Genomic DNA, 15815 nt, shown 5'->3' with positions numbered 1-15815 from the left:
AGCTATCTCTACTTGGGGGATAGTTTTTGTTTTGCTTTTTTTATATGTTGAGAAATTAGACCAATATAAATATAAAAATAATGATAAAGGTAATCGAAATAGGTTGTTAATATCTATAGAAAAATGGCAATAAGTATGCTAGTCCTAGATTTATCGCATATAATAGAACTATAACAAAATGGGGGTGCTATCCAAATGACATATGCAAACGCTAAATTAGAAGAAGAAAAGGTATTTAAAGATCCAGTACACCGTTATGTACATGTTCGAGATCAAGTGATATGGGATTTAGTGGGTACAAGAGAATTTCAGCGTTTACGTAGAATTCGTCAACTAGGTACCACATTTTTAGTATTTCATGGAGCAGAGCATAGTCGCTTTAGTCATTCTCTGGGGGTTTACGAAATTGTACGTCGCATAGTAGATGATATCTTTGTAGGGCGTCCAGATTGGGATGAAAGTGAAAGATTATTAGTGTTATGTGCAGCCCTTTTACATGATTTAGGTCATGGCCCATTTTCCCATGCCTTTGAAAATGTATTTGAGCTTGATCATGAATATTTTACAAGGCAAATTTTGTTGGGAGATACAGAAGTAAATGCGATCTTAAAAAAAGTGGCAGCTGATTTTCCTGAAAAGGTATCCCAAGTAATTGAAAAGACATATCCAAATAAGCAAGTAATTAGTTTAATTTCGAGCCAAATTGATGCAGATCGTATGGATTACTTACAACGTGATGCTTATTTTACAGGTGTAAGCTACGGTCATTTTGATATGGAACGGATTTTAAGAGTAATGCGTCCAAGAAAAAACCAAGTAGTAATCAAAGCAACAGGCATGCATGCGGTGGAAGACTATATAATGAGTCGCTATCAAATGTACTTACAAATTTATTTCCATCCTGTTTCACGAAGTGCAGAGGTAATATTAAATAATATATTAAAAAGAGTAAAACAATTAAGCTTAGCGGGCTATACATTTAAGCATGAGCCTACTCATTTCCTAGCATTTTTCCGAAATGTTATTACATTAGAGGATTATCTTGCGTTAGACGAGAGTATACTTTTTACATATTTTCAGTTATGGATGCAAGAGGAGGATGCCATTCTAAGTGATTTAAGCCGCCGCTTTGTGAATCGTAAGCTATTTCAATACATTGATTTAGACCCTGGAGTAGAGCTCAATAAATATCAAAAACTCCAAGAGCTTTTCAAAAAGGCAGGATTAGACCCCGATTATTATCTTGTACATGATACAACAGCAGATCTGCCATATGATTTTTACAGACCAGGTGAGGAAGAAGTGCGTGTACCAATTTTTTTAGAAATGAAAAATGGTGAGCTACGGGAGCTTTCACGTGAATCCATTATTGTGGATGCTATCTCAGGGCGTATGAAACGAGATCATAAAATCTATTTCCCATTAGATTTCTTAGAGGACGATTCAACAAACTCAACTGTAAAAAAACAAATATTAATGTTATTAAGGAAAGACAATAAATAAATATAAATTTTAAAAATAATAAAGCAGTAAACACGTTCCAGGGGGATGTTGTTTACTGCTTTATTATTTTTAGATAATTGTTTAGAAACTGTTAAGTTGAATTAGATATAATTAATCAATAATTTTGAAATGGAGGTGGTGCCCATTGATTGTTGTAATACAAAAGTGCCGTAAAGATATGTGGAAACATCTGTGAATAATTCTAATGACCTATATTAAGATAATGGTTGAATTTTATTTGAGATGTTTCCATAAAAATTAAAGGAGAGAGTGTGACCTATTGTTTGTTCATTCCTTTCCTAAACCTGAAAGGATCAATCTTGTAGCAAACAGTATCAGGTATCTCTCTAACTAAAAAAGGAGAGAAACATGAAAAAATTAAACATAGCGATAATTATATTGCTACTTGTATTTCAAACAGTACTTTCACCAATTTCAGTGTTTGCCGACGAGAGTCAACCACCTGTGACTCCTCAAAATGAATCTAGCGAAAATACTGTGATTGATTCTAATGGAGAAGTAGGAAACCAAAATACTACAAGTGAAATACCAAGTGAAGATGCTGCTGAAGTGACAACTCCAGAAGATGAAACAAAATCAGAAGAGCAAACAGAAGGACAGCAAGAAGAGCAGCCAGAAGAACAACAAGAAGAGCAACCAGAAGAACAGCAAGAAGGACAGCCAGAAGAACAACAAGAAGAGCAGCTAGAAAACCAGCCACAGTTAATAATACCATTAGGTGCGCCAGTAGGTTACCCTGTTGAAAATATGCAAGCAGATGTGACGATGTCATTTAGTGGCTTAAAGCTCTTTTCACAAGGTGGAACATTAATTACAAATGCTACAGATTTAGCAAATTATTCAGGGCCAAAACCTAAAAAGGGTGATGTAGTATATCTAAACTACACATTCTCTTTGGATCCAACAATTGATTATGGAATAGGTTCTACGTTCACATTCCAATTACCTGCCAATATGATTGAAGAGTACACAGCAGGTTCTTTTAATCAATCAAGAACATTAACAGAGACTGGTGATTGGTTAGCCTATTCGTCAAGCTATAACAGTGCTACAAAAACAGTAACAGTCACAATAGATAGTGAATTAGAACAAGGACAATCAGGTAGTATGAACTTTGAGTTTATGGCGAAATTTGATAATTTTGCTGATGAAAGTGAACTTGAACAATCATTAATAATCCCTGTGCTTGGAGGAGCGGATGTTCAACTAGACTTTGAATTTGCACCTACAGATAGTGGGGAATTACTAACTAAAAATGCTGGTTCTATTACACGAGACGCAAGTGGTGAAGTAACGATTCCCTGGACAGTTTGGGTGAATACTGGTGGGCAAAAACTTGAAAGTGCAAGTTTGAATGATGTACCAGATGCAAAGCATGAGCTGGCTGGAAATATTACAGTTGAGCGATACAAAATTGGATTGAATGGGTTTAATTCAAATAGCCCAGGTGCTGTAGACGATACAAGCATTGAAACCTCATTCCCTATCTCATTGACAGATGGATACTATGCATACAAAGTAACATATAACACTGTTGTAACAGCAGATCCAACTGCATCAAGTATGTCCTATACAAACGTAGCTACTTTGACAGGGACAAATATTCCTGCTAACACAACAGCCAATGGAACACAAACTGTACAATATGGACCGAGCTTAGATAAAACAAGAAGTGGCGATAAATATAATTCGACATGGACAATTAAGTATAACTGGCTAGGTCAAAAAATACCTGCTGATAAAGCGAAATTAACAGATACACTGACAGGCTCGTCGCCAACAACTGGTAAGCATAAAATTGATTACAGTAGTTTTAAAGTATATCGTGTAATATTATCAAGTGATGGTCAAAGTGAACAATCTTCAACTCTTTTAACTAAAGACACAGACTATGCTTTAACTGAACATGACTATGATTTTGAGATTGACTTTGATAAATCAACTAACACCTCAGGTCCAAATGGTGAAGTAACATCTGCCTTTAAAATTGTTTATGATTCGGAGCTGGAAGATGAATTTGTTACAGATGCAAATACGGGCACGATTACAAATACTGTAACAAGAGGAGATAGTGGTTCAGACACAGCAACTCTAGACCTGGCTTCAAACATCTTTAATAAAGCACGTGGGGCAATTGACTATGTAAACAAAACAATTACATGGACTTTAACCATTAATGCTGAGAAAGATTTGAAAAACTTTGTAATAGAAGATGACTTTACAACCACAAATAAAGCCGGAGAAACGTTAAAACACACATTAACACCATGGAACGGTACTGACTTCTATGAGGTTACTGGTGCAAATGGTTTAACGTACTCGATTACAGATAAAGCGGGTAATGCCCCAACTATAGGCAACGAAGGTTTTAAAATGGAAATTTCAAGTGACATTCCAAAAGACCGCACAGTTACTATTCGATACAAAACAAAGTACGATATTAAGCCAAACGGAGGTGTAGCAACCTCGTATATTAATACGGCTGATGCAACATGGGATGGCGCAATAGATTCTCATAACCAAGCATTAGATAGAACTGCTAATTATACGCCAGATTCTACTTCTCCAACAAACAATAATGGCTACAAAAAAGTTGTCGTAGATAACCAGACACAAGAGTTTTCTTGGCGTATTGGGGTTAATATCAATAAACAAGATATAAACAGTGCTACCTTAACAGATACATTAGGTGCGGGTCATTATATTCCTGTTCCAGATGGTCAAACATTAAAAGATCAAATTACCATATCTAAGCTAAACTTAACAACAGAAGAGGGAACAAAAAATGGTACATTAGATCCTGCTAAATGGACTGTTACAGAAACACTAACAGATAACAAGGTTACAGGTTTTGAAATTACGTTTATTAACCTAGATCCAATTACTGATAACAACGAAGCGTATTTAATTGAATACAAAACAAAAGATGCTGACGATATTTATGGTCAAAACTCAACTACTGCTTCACGAGAATACACAAATACTGCGACACTAGATACACCATACAATGGTAGCTATAATTATAATGCAACAGCAAAAATTAGTAATCTTGCAAATGAGTTAATTAAAAAAACAGCGACACCTGTTCCAGCCAGCGATATTATTAATTGGGCAGTTACAGTAAATGCTTCTAATTCAAAATTAGGAAATATTACATTAACAGACAAACCATCAAGTAACCAAAAAATATTAACAAATACGTTCAAGAAACAAGAGATTAAACTAAATGCAAATGGGACTTCTCAAAATATAGGATCCCCTATTACTGTGGATGCTAGCGAAATTGTCTTAAATCAAGATGGTAGTTTTAGTCTTAATTTGGGAGAATTAAATGGCAAAGGTTATGTTGTTACGTATTCCACATTCTTTATGGGGGATGGTAACGCGGGTGAAACAATTTCTAATAGTGCCTCTATTGGTTACGCTGGAGCAACAGCTGCAGGTACAAGTGACCACGGTGGCGATAGCAAAACATTTAAATATAGCTCATCTGATACAAGTGCATCAGGTGTTAAGGGTACATTGCAATTAAAAAAATATAAAGTAAATCCTTTAACAGGTAAACGTGAAGAGTTTGCTGGTGTTAAGTTTGAATTATGGAATAAAAATAACACAATCAAACTTGATGAAGGAACAACAGACGCAGATGGTACATTGACATTTGAACAAGTGCGTTATGGAAAGTATACGTTAAGAGAGGAATCACCAGGAGGCTATATTGCGATTGCGCCAATCACGATTACAATGGGAGCAAATATAGATATTACTCCAGGTGTGGATGGTAAAGCATATGTTATTGATAACATTGAGGATGTTAATTTAACAAATGCCTGTCCTGCATTCACATTAACAGTGAAAGACATTGATGGTAATGCTATTGCTAATAAAAATGTTAAATTAATTGATAGCAACGGCAACGCAAAATACACGGGCACAACAAATGCTGCGGGGCAAGTATCAGATATTAAGCGACCTGGTACAGGTGGTAAAGAAGTCCAAGCAGGCGTGTATACATTAGTGGACGAAAATGACATTCCTTTAGGTACTGTTACCGTTAAATATGGTACTGGAGAATGTCAAGATACAGTCCAACCTACAAATTCATGTCCTAACTTTAAAATTACTGTAAAAAATGAGAATGGAAATCCACGTCCAAATGTATCAGTTACACTTAAAGATCTAAGTAATACTGTTATAGCTACTGGCACAACAAATAGTGATGGTCAATTCATCATTGATAAAACAACTCCAGCAGGAAAATATAAGCTATATGAGGGTACCCAGTATTTAGGTGAAGTAAATGTTACGTATCACAATGATAATTGCCAAAGTGAAGTACAGTTAGCACCAAAATGTGAAACGTTTGAATTAACTGTCTATGATGTTGATGGTAATTTAGTTGCAGATGGTACTTCAGTAACGGTTAAAAATAAAGATACAGGTAACATTATAGCTACAAAAACTACAAAAGACGGTGTAATTGAATTAAGTGATTTAGAGCCAGGTGTTTACACAGTTGTAGTTGATGGAGAAGAAATTGATGAGTTTGAAAGCAATATCGATTGTAAAGAGAGCGTTCAACCAACACCAAAATGTGAAAACTTCACAGTAATAATCAAAGATAATACTGGCATCATCAAGCCAGGTAACAATGTCATTATTAAAGATAAATCTGGAAAAGTAATCTCAACAAATAAGGATAAAGATGGAAATTTAACGTTTGTATCTAAAACAACTCCTGCGGGTAAATATGATGTATATGATAAAAATATTTACTTAGGTGAGATAGAAGTTTCTTATGCGAGTGTTCCTTGTGAAATTACATTATCAATTGCACCAGTTTGTCCAGCCTTTACATTGACAATTAACAATATGTTTGGTCAACCACGTGTAGGCGTAAAAGTAACAATAACAGGTGAAGATGGTATACAGGTTGAAGATAATGGTTCAACAGAGTTTATAACAGATAGTAAGGGTCAAATTACGATCAATAATTCAATTATTAAGCCAGGTAAGTATATTGTAAGAGAGAATGGTAAGACAATTATTGGTACAGTTATCGTGGGTAATACATGCGAGGCTAAAATTCAGCCAAGTCTACCAGTAACACCTCCTACAACTAATCCAGGAAATCCAGATCCAGACCCAGAAAAACCAGTGGATCCGAACAAACCGAATCCAGATCCAGAGAAACCAGTGGATCCGAACAAACCGAATCCAGATCCAGAGAAACCAGTGGATCCCAACAAACCAAATCCAGATCCAGAGAAACCAGTGGATCCGAACAAACCAAATCCAGATCCAGAAAAACCGGTGGATCCGAACAAACCAAATCCAGATCCAGAAAAACCGGTGGATCCGAATAAACCAAATCCAGATCCAGAGAATCCTGTAGAACCAAACAAACCAAATACAGATTCAAACAATTCGGCCAATCCTGGAAAAACTGAGGGATCTAAACCTTCTGTTCAAGGTGTCATTGATCAAGGGAAAAACTTACCGCCTTATAATCCAACTAAAGCTACAAAAGATACACTAGATGCTTATAAGGATTTCTTGAATAAATATAGTCAATTAACTAAAGAGGAACAGGAAGCTGTTGCAGAATCACTTGATATTAACAAAATTAAATCGGATGCAAAACGATTAGAAGCTCAATTAAAAGCACAAGGTAAATTACCTCAGACAGATGGTGCCGATCAAACAGCACTAATGCTGATTGGAGTAGCACTTATTCTTGGTGCATTATACTTCTTACGTCGCCGCAACGCTGAAGTTAAATAATTACTTAAAAGAAGAAGCCCCTAAGACTCTTAAATCTTAGGGGCTTCACCTATTTCTAAAATGCTTCTGATAGCTTTTCAGGTGCTTTATCAAATGGATATTGTTGAACAAAATCAGCTTGTATGGCAAGACGCTTTGATCCATTATCAGCACATGTAATGAGTGTTAAAACAGTTTTATTTGGAATATCATCGATTACATAAATATCTGTTGCCGCAATGACTTTCTTAGAAGCTAAATGATATTCATAAATATTGGTTAAATCCGTTACATAGACTGTATCTCCTATACTTGCTTTATATAGAGGACTAAATAAGATATCCTTTTCTTCAAAATAATGTCCTGCTAAGGCGTAATTTCCCTGCCCGAGGCTTTGATTTGGCTTCATGGTACCTGCCCCTACGGCAAGTGCAGCATTTCCAACACCTTTGACAATCGGAAGTTGCATGTCAACACTTGGTATGGCGATACTACCAATTATGGGCATTTTATTGGCCTTTGTTTGAGCCTTTAATACCTCCGCTATGGACAGCGATTGTACATCCTCAAATACATAATCTGCATTAACCTGATTATTCTTTTCAATCTCTTCTACACTGATTTCAGTAGTATTTAATTGATGGCTTAAATGGGCAATGATCGCATTTTGAATGGGGCTGATAAATACAAGTATTAGGCCAAGGACGAGCATAGTGATGAGCAATATTATCTTCAGTTTATTCATGTCGTAGATCACATCCTTGTTTTTGAAATAGAAGGTTTTATTCCAGCAAAAGATGGTTAACTTATGACCATTTCAAGATGCTTGCTCTATCCATCTTACTACTATTTGTCGCTAAAACGCACGCCTGCAACGCCGTAATGATTTTTAGACATTTCTTCAATAAAAACTGTTACATTTTCTGCAGGTGCATTAACTGTGCGAGATACTGCTTCTGTTACTTCTTTTACAAGAGCACGTTTTTGTTCCTCTGTACGACCTTCAAGCATTTTCACTGTTACGTATGGCATAATATTGCCTCCTTTATAGAATAATGTTGTATAGTTAGTTTATAAGAAAGTATAAACTTCTTACTTGCGTTGAGGCATATACGCAATGGCGAAAATAGTGATTGTTTCGACAAAATATGCGTTGATATGCTTTCCTTTATAATAGCAGAATGGAGGATATTTAAGTATGACAAATGAAGAAAAACCAAAACAAAAAATGGGTTTTACCATTATAAAAAACGATCCAACAGATGGACATAAAGGGTTTGGTATCGGTTCACTTTCATTAGAGAATGTATCGCCTGTAATAGTGGACGTAGAAGAGGGGACGGCTTCTGTTGAAATTGGTGCCATGCATGCAAGAAGTGACGTAGAGCGTGGTATTAAATTTACAATGGACCGTGCTGATTCAGAGGGCGGGAAACTGTATTGGCTCGTGTGGGTGACGATAGACCATAAAGAAAATGGGCCATATTATGCAGGAGTTACAGCCTGTGAGATGGTTGTAAATCGTGAAAAACGACGTGGCTATAAAATTCTAGCTGATCATGTAAATAAAATGGATAAATCCATGAAACGTCATATTATTGTAGAGCATATGGATGCACCGTCTAAAAAAGTGTTAGCTTCTTTCCTTAAACAACTTAATCCAGAATTGTGGGAACGTAGTGAGGAGCAATTGCGTCAAGACTTATTTGTCGAATAGACTCGTAATGATTGAACAATCTGTGACATTTTGCAATCGCTTTCGATATTAGGTTGAAAGTGTGTTTGAAACAAAGTACACTTGATGCAGAGCTTACATTTTAGTAAGCTAGGACACTTGGTATCGCGAATGTGATGAGCGCTATGCGGCATTTGAACAACCCAAACCCAAGCCAAATGCCCCATGATGCTCATACTTCGCGGACCATAAAAAAAGAAAAGCTTTCTGTTCCCACGGACACGTCTCCGGGGAAGAGAAAGCTTTTCTTATTTTTAGTATATCAGTTACTTTGTCGAGAGCCTTCATAGCTAAAAACGTATTAGGATTAAAAAGGTTTCCGAAATTATCTTGTTTTTAGTCCTTAAATATAGAGAATGGTAGCATATTCCAAAATTCTCCCCATGTATTACTGTCGAGAATATCGAAGTTTGTACATTTTTCAGTAGGTACATCCTTCGACTCTACATAGACTAGACGTTGTTTAGGACAAGCGTCAGTCGCTAATTTACCTGTTTCAATATCAATGACAACGCCCTCTACACCTTTAGGTTTTTTGAAATCCTCATTTTTTGTACCTTTGTTGACAGTTTCCATAAAGTCAATCCAGATTTGCTTTGTTGCAGCAGTATCTTCCTTCGTGGTAAGGTTTTTACCCTGATCATAGCCATTCCATACACCAGCAGTTAGTTTTGGAGTAAAACCAATTAACCATTGATCACTATTCGTAGAACCTGATTTAGCAGCATATGTGTGTGTCATACGTGAACGAATACTGATTCCTGTAGCGGGTGAATAGTCACTGAAAACAGGATCAAAAATACCTGTCATCATTTCTGTTAAGATGTATGCATTTTCTTTAGAAATGGCTGTTTCAGCTTTGCTTGCTACATCTTTGTTTTCATAAATAACATCTCCATGTGCATTTTTAATGGATACAATGGTTGTTGGTGTTGTTTGCTGTCCTTGCGACGCCAAAATATTATATGCATTTGTCATTTCGTATAATGTCGTTTCAATCGTTCCTAGTGCAATGGATAAATTATCCTTCGCACCAATTCCTACATTAAAACGGTTTGCCATATCATGAAACTCTTTGAAGCCAATGTCCTCTAAGGTTTTTACTGCGTAAATATTATCTGAGATAGCAATAGCTTGTGCCATCGTCATATCATGATCTGCAAATTGACCGTTGACGTTTTTAGGTGCATAAGTGCCACGCCCATTATCATACGTAAAAGTTGTTTCACCAACATCTAAAAAAGTTAGTGGCGTGTAACCATTTTCTAGCGCCGCTGCATATAAGATCGGCTTAATAGTAGAGCCTGGTTGACGTTTGGCTTGTGTAACTCGGTTAAATGAGCTTACTGAATAATCACGACCACCGACTAGTGCAGTGACAGCTCCTGTTTTAGATTCCATACTTACAAACGCAGATTGCAGATCATTGGCAGGCATATTTTTGGCTACTGCTTCTTCAGCTGCTTTTTGATGCTCCAGATTAAGCGTTGTTTGAATTGTCCAGCCACCTTCACTAATATCAAGGTTTTTTGATTTTAAGATTTCACTGGCTTCTTGCCAAGCCACATCCAGGAAATAAGGGGCAACAGATTTGGTTGCAACCCAGCTATCATTTTTTAAGACGAGCTGTTCATTTTCAGCACGCGTTTTTTCTTCTTGTGTAATGGCACCTTGGTCTGCCATAAGTTTTAAAATAACGTGTTGACGATTGGTAGCCTTATCTAAATTGGCAATTGGTGAGTAAATACTTGGTCCTTTTGGTACGCCTGTTAGCATTGCTGCTTCAGCAAGCGTTAAATCACTGGCAGATTTTCCGAAATAAAAACGACTTGCAGCTTCTACTCCATACATGCCATGACCGTAATATACCGTATTCAAATAGCCCTCTAGTATTTCGTCCTTGTCATAAAAAACTTCTAATCTATAAGCATACAGGGCTTCGTTTAATTTACGTGTCCAAGACTTTTCATGGGAAAGATAAAGGTTACGAGCATATTGTTGCGTAATGGTACTAGCTCCTTGAACCTTACCACCAGCCTTAATGTCCACTAAAATGGCACCAGCAATACGTGAATAGTCGAAACCGCCATGTTGATAGAAATCTTTATCTTCAACAGCAACAACTGCTTCCTTTAAATAAGGTGACATCTCATCGAGGCCGACCCAATATCGTCGTTGATTTGTAAAGTGATCCCCAATTTGGTTCTCATTTTCATCTAAGAAAATAGAAGCCTTTGGTACGGTTAAAGGCGGTGCACCAGCCACTTGAACATAGATGCGGAGTGCGACAAACGCTACGACAATTGCAGATGTAAAGGCCACGAATAACGTAAGGCTTTTGCGTGTGCGCTTTACACGTTGTTGCTTTCGATGATAGCTTTTTCGTTTCATCCGACTTCACCTCGTTTTCTCACAACTTCGAACTTAGCTTTAGTATGTGTTCGAACATTCATCTTTAATCGAAATTCTAACTAAAAACTATTGCACTTTATTCAAAAACATCTATACTTTTTTTGTACTACTTGAAATGCTGGCATTCGACAAAAAAATTGCACCTTGTAGATTTTAATCGAAATTTGCTAGACGTTCCAATAATGTATACGAGGATAAAAGGATACAGGTTTCATTACAATCCTGTAAGCCATAATAGAAGAAGACGAAAAATGATGATTAATTATATGGAGGGCTAGCAATGAGATTTGATGAAGCTTATTCAGGAAATGTTTTTATAAAAAGTCATCCTACATATGACGACGCACAGGCAGTAATTTATGGTATGCCAATGGATTGGACAGTAAGTTACCGTCCAGGATCACGTTTCGGTCCACAGCGTATCCGTGAGGTATCCATTGGTCTTGAAGAGTACAGTCCATATCTAGATCGTGAGCTTGAGGAAGTAAAGTACTTTGATGCAGGGGATATTCCACTACCATTCGGTAATGCACAGCGTTCTTTAGATGAAATTGAGAAATTTATAGAGAAATTATTAGCAGATGGCAAGATTCCTGTCGGCATGGGTGGCGAGCATCTAGTGTCTTGGCCAGTAATGAAGGCTGTATCAGCTAAATATGATGATCTTGCTATTATTCACTTTGATGCACATACGGATTTACGTGTGGAATATGAGGGAGAGCCACTTTCGCACTCCACACCAATCCGTAAAATTGCGGAACATATAGGACCAAAAAATGTCTATTCATTTGGTATCCGTTCAGGTATGAAAGAGGAATTTGAATGGGCAAAGGAAAACGGCATGCATATTTCAAAATTTGAAGTACTTGAACCGTTAAAAGAGGTCCTACCAACACTAGCTGGACGCAATGTGTATGTAACAATTGATATCGATGTTTTAGATCCAGCACACGCACCAGGCACTGGTACAGTAGACTGTGGTGGTATTACTTCGAAAGAATTACTCGCTTCCATCCATGCTATTGCAGCAAGTGGTGTAAATGTAGTAGGTTTCGACCTAGTTGAAGTAGCACCGATCTACGATTCTTCAGAAATGACAGCAAACACAGCTTCAAAATTATTACGGGAAATGATTTTAGGCTGGGTAAAATAAGTAAGGATTTATAAAGGTTGATATGAAGCGGTTTGAGTGGGGTTTAGCTATGAGCTAGCCCCACTTTTAGCCCCACTTGCCCTTAAACTCTCACTAAAAACGGATACAGTTTGTGCCTCCATCTCTTGGAGAATGTGGCCATAAACGGTATGGATCATTTCAGGAGTATTTCCTAATCGTTCGGCAATCGCCTTGACAGGAATACTGTTATTCATAAGTATGGTGGCATGTGTGTGCCTTAAACCATGTATCGTTGTTGCTGGTAGCCCAGCCGCCTCTACAAAGCGATTGAATATTACGTTTAACCCTGTGGAAACAAAAGGCTCTGCTGTGTGTGGTGATAAAAAGATAAATGAATCATCTTTTGCTATATCAATGTGCAGCTTACGGCCATGTGAAAGTAACAACGCTTTAACAGCTGTTCGATAGCTCTGTAATTGCTCTAACACCATATCATCTACTTTTATGGTACGCTCACTGTTTTTTGTTTTAGTGGAACCTACACCGTTATTTCCTCTAGTTCGCTCAATAGTTATTGTTTGACTGGCAAAGTCGACATTTCGCCATTGAAGCCCCAATGCCTCGCCTTTACGCATACCTGTATAAGCAATCGTTAAAAATAAGCTGTAGTAGGCAATATCCCCATACTGCTTAATATGATTCAGTAATATACTAAGTTGGCCAGGTGTGAGATAGTTCTTTTCTGTTTCCTTATCTCTTAGAGAGGGAAGGGCGGCTCCATGTAGCTTATTTCGAATTATGATTTCTTCCGCCACAGCTGCATTCATAGCAATCCTAAAAATCGAATGCAAAGCACGAATTGTGGAGGGCTTTAGCTTGTCCTCTAACACATTGATAAACGACATCTGATAAATAACCTTATCGAGCTTCTGCAACTTGTAGGAGCCAAGAAGGGGCTTAAAATAAAGCTTTATAAAGCCCTCGCGTTGAGTAACAGTAGAAGGTTTCCATTTACCTTTATTCATGTCAAACCACATGTCTAGCCATTGAGAGACGGTTAAGTTATCATGTTCTATATGTTTTGTTTCACCACGCAGCGTTGCAGACTTCACTTCCAGCAGGGCTTTCAATGCTGCTTTTTCTGTTTTAAAGCCACTTTTCTTCTTTTCTCTTCGCTTTCCTGAGGCATCATAATACTTATGCCGAAACATCCATAATTTCTCTTTATTCGCATTGAAATAGTGATATATTTCAGGTTCTTTTGCTGATTTATATAGTTTCACCTTGTCCATTCCTTTCATGCTTGGCGGCGTGTGTACAGGAATAGGTGAGTAGTCGAGTATTATTTTGTAGGACCTTCCATAATCTCTATGACTTTTTCAAAAATCCTCATTTTTTGATCAGCACTTAAAGGTTGCCCTTTGTAGTTTATATTTTGGTTAAATAAAATTAAGTTTCCTATTTCATTATTTCTTAAAATATATTGATCATCAGCACTACCTTCTAAAGTAGAATCACTTTCTTTGGGTTTCATGACTCCTATATCCCTTAATGTTTCTGTTACTTTTGAAAATTTTTCAATAAACATATCTTCTAGGGAATTTATTTGTTGTATATTATCAAATATTTTTATTTTATCAGCATTAGAAACATCAGTTGCTGTTGCTTTTTGTATTAATTCTTGTCTTGCGAAATCACTTAATTCAAATGTAGTGGGCAAATCGTGGGCAGCAATCTTTAGTTTATCCTCCAATGAAATTTCGAGATTATTTTTAATATCAGGCGTTAATAATAGAGAAAAAGGAACTTTAAAAGCCTTACATAAAATAAGAATTTCGTTTTCTGTAGGATTTTTAATTTCTCCCTCTTCAAATTTGCTCAATCGATCTTTTGTTATAAAAGATACTATCTCCCCATCTTTATTTTTAGAAATAGTCTGGTTTTCCAACTCATCAAGGGACCAATTGTTTTTATCTCGCAAATTCCGAATAGTATCACCAAAAGTTTTAATATATCCAGCTTTAATCATTAAATCTTCGTATGGAACATCCAATATGTTTGAAAGTTTTTGTAATACATCGGGTGAGGGTTTATTATTTTTTCCTGTTTCCAGTTGAGATATATAAGGTTGTGATACACCTGATTTTTCAGCTAGTTTTCTTGCTGATAAGCCTTTCTGTTTACGTAACGTTTTTATAAACTCACCAATATTAATTTTAATCACCTTCTTTTTAATACAGTTTACTTATTATTGATAGATAAATCAATAAAGTGATTCAAAGTGATTGACATAACAATCACTTGAGGATTAATATTGAATGTATGGAAGGCGGTGATGAGATTGAGAGCAGTATTAAAAAATGCAAATACTACTCGACTTCTTATAGCTGAAAAAGGTATGAGTTTAAGAGGTTTTTCGAAAGAAATCGGTATTTCGCAAGGATATCTATCTCAAGTATTAAAAGGCGATAAGATTCCTTCACCGAAAATTGCTTTTAAGATTGCAAGAGGGCTAGGCCAGGATGTAAACGAATTTTTTTTTATCTATAATGATTGATATAACAATCACTTTGGGTGGTTAACTACATTCTGAAATGAGGGGGGAGTAACATGTTAGAAACAAAAGTTGAATTGCAGTTAGATAAACAGGCAATCCAGCAGCACATAGAAAAGCAACTAGATAATGCTATTCAATCACAGTTATGGTTCGTATCAGTGGAACGTCTTGCACAACTAACTGACATGTCAAAGCGCTGGTTAGAGGATGAAATACTTTGTGATCCGCGTATGAGGGCTATTGAACGTAAAAAGAATCGTAAGCGTTGGTATTTGGCGCAACAGGCTTTTGAGGTAATAAACGAAATCACATCAGATTGGTAAATCAAACGCTGGCGGCGTGTGTATGGAAATAAGTATAGGGGAACGGAGGGCAAATAGAATGTATGAAAATCTAACAAACGATGAATTACGTGTATTTCGCATTTTAGAGGGGTTAGGAGATACTGAGAGTTTAACAGGTTCACAAATTATGGAGCAATTAATGATTAAGGATCGCCGTTTTTTCCACCAGCTAATTTTTGAATTACGGCTGAAAGGAGTACCTATTGTAAGTATTAAGAGTGGCAGTCATTCAGGCTACTGGTTAGCGCGAAATAAGGACGAGCTCGCATCCTATTTACATGACAAGGAACTATATATAGCCACTCATAAGAAAATCATTGAAGCCATGAGGGGAGCTGCAGAAGCAATATTTTAGCTTCAACATTA

12 protein-coding genes are annotated in these 15815 nt (G+C 36.7%); 7 read left to right on the top strand and 5 right to left on the bottom strand.

The genetic code is table 11. From position 1 onward, the window contains the following. Positions 1-195: 195 nt before the first annotated feature. Together ACMGGO_RS20120 and ACMGGO_RS20115 are read left to right on the top strand one after the other, a co-directional pair. Positions 196-1503, top strand: coding sequence for an HD domain-containing protein (locus tag ACMGGO_RS20120; protein ID WP_004227654.1), 1308 nt, complete (start codon positions 196-198; stop codon positions 1501-1503). A gap of 369 nt (positions 1504-1872) precedes the next feature. Then, on the top strand, positions 1873-7308 hold the full coding sequence (locus ACMGGO_RS20115) for a collagen binding domain-containing protein (protein WP_420282176.1): 5436 nt from the start codon (positions 1873-1875) through the stop codon (positions 7306-7308). Between the two features lie 55 nt (positions 7309-7363). On the opposite strand, the gene ACMGGO_RS20110 is transcribed toward ACMGGO_RS20115, so the two are convergent. Further along, complete coding sequence (locus tag ACMGGO_RS20110; protein ID WP_054548575.1) at positions 7364-8032, bottom strand: class A sortase; 669 nt, start codon at positions 8030-8032, stop codon at positions 7364-7366. A gap of 101 nt (positions 8033-8133) precedes the next feature. Continuing rightward, positions 8134-8319 carry a 2-hydroxymuconate tautomerase gene (locus tag ACMGGO_RS20105; protein WP_004231516.1) on the bottom strand — a complete coding sequence of 62 codons (186 nt, stop codon included), beginning with the start codon at positions 8317-8319 and terminating at the stop codon, positions 8134-8136. Between the two features lie 166 nt (positions 8320-8485). Here ACMGGO_RS20105 and ACMGGO_RS20100 point away from each other — a divergent pair, with 166 nt between their 5' ends. Then, on the top strand, positions 8486-9004 hold the full coding sequence (locus ACMGGO_RS20100; RefSeq protein ID WP_066036952.1) for a YwhD family protein: 519 nt from the start codon (positions 8486-8488) through the stop codon (positions 9002-9004). Positions 9005-9358: 354 nt separating this feature from the next. Here the strand turns inward: ACMGGO_RS20100 and ACMGGO_RS20095 are convergent, their stop codons facing one another. Then, positions 9359-11413, bottom strand: coding sequence for a transglycosylase domain-containing protein (locus ACMGGO_RS20095; protein WP_048393764.1), 2055 nt, complete (start codon positions 11411-11413; stop codon positions 9359-9361). 301 nt (positions 11414-11714) lie between these two features. Here ACMGGO_RS20095 and speB point away from each other — a divergent pair, with 301 nt between their 5' ends. Beyond that, positions 11715-12587 carry an agmatinase gene (gene speB / locus ACMGGO_RS20090; protein ID WP_004231519.1) on the top strand — a complete coding sequence of 291 codons (873 nt, stop codon included), beginning with the start codon at positions 11715-11717 and terminating at the stop codon, positions 12585-12587. A 47-nt stretch (positions 12588-12634) separates the two neighbouring features. Here the strand turns inward: speB and ACMGGO_RS20085 are convergent, their stop codons facing one another. Continuing rightward, positions 12635-13840: a tyrosine-type recombinase/integrase gene (locus ACMGGO_RS20085; RefSeq protein WP_420282175.1), complete on the bottom strand. Its 1206-nt coding sequence runs from the start codon at positions 13838-13840 to the stop codon at positions 12635-12637. Between the two features lie 50 nt (positions 13841-13890). After that, entirely contained in the window at positions 13891-14772 is an 882-nt protein-coding gene (locus tag ACMGGO_RS20080; protein ID WP_420282174.1) for a helix-turn-helix transcriptional regulator, read from the bottom strand. Positions 14773-14889: 117 nt separating this feature from the next. Between ACMGGO_RS20080 and ACMGGO_RS20075 the strand changes: the two genes are divergently transcribed. Genes ACMGGO_RS20075 through ACMGGO_RS20065 form a run of 3 tightly spaced genes read left to right on the top strand, consistent with a single transcriptional unit; the run spans position 14890 to position 15804 of the window. Further along, positions 14890-15105, top strand: a complete 216-nt coding sequence (locus tag ACMGGO_RS20075) for a helix-turn-helix domain-containing protein (RefSeq protein WP_420282173.1) — start codon at positions 14890-14892, stop codon at positions 15103-15105. Between the two features lie 53 nt (positions 15106-15158). Continuing rightward, positions 15159-15428: a hypothetical protein gene (locus ACMGGO_RS20070; protein ID WP_420282172.1), complete on the top strand. Its 270-nt coding sequence runs from the start codon at positions 15159-15161 to the stop codon at positions 15426-15428. A 58-nt stretch (positions 15429-15486) separates the two neighbouring features. Further along, positions 15487-15804: a hypothetical protein gene (locus ACMGGO_RS20065; RefSeq protein WP_420282171.1), complete on the top strand. Its 318-nt coding sequence runs from the start codon at positions 15487-15489 to the stop codon at positions 15802-15804. Positions 15805-15815: the final 11 nt, after the last annotated feature.

The organism is Lysinibacillus sp. BNK-21, from assembly GCF_048684915.1.
In the GTDB taxonomy this organism is placed as follows: Bacteria; Bacillota; Bacilli; order Bacillales_A; family Planococcaceae; genus Lysinibacillus; species Lysinibacillus capsici.
The sequence above is the reverse complement of the archived record's forward strand: the minus strand, read 5'-3'. Positions and strand labels throughout refer to the sequence as shown.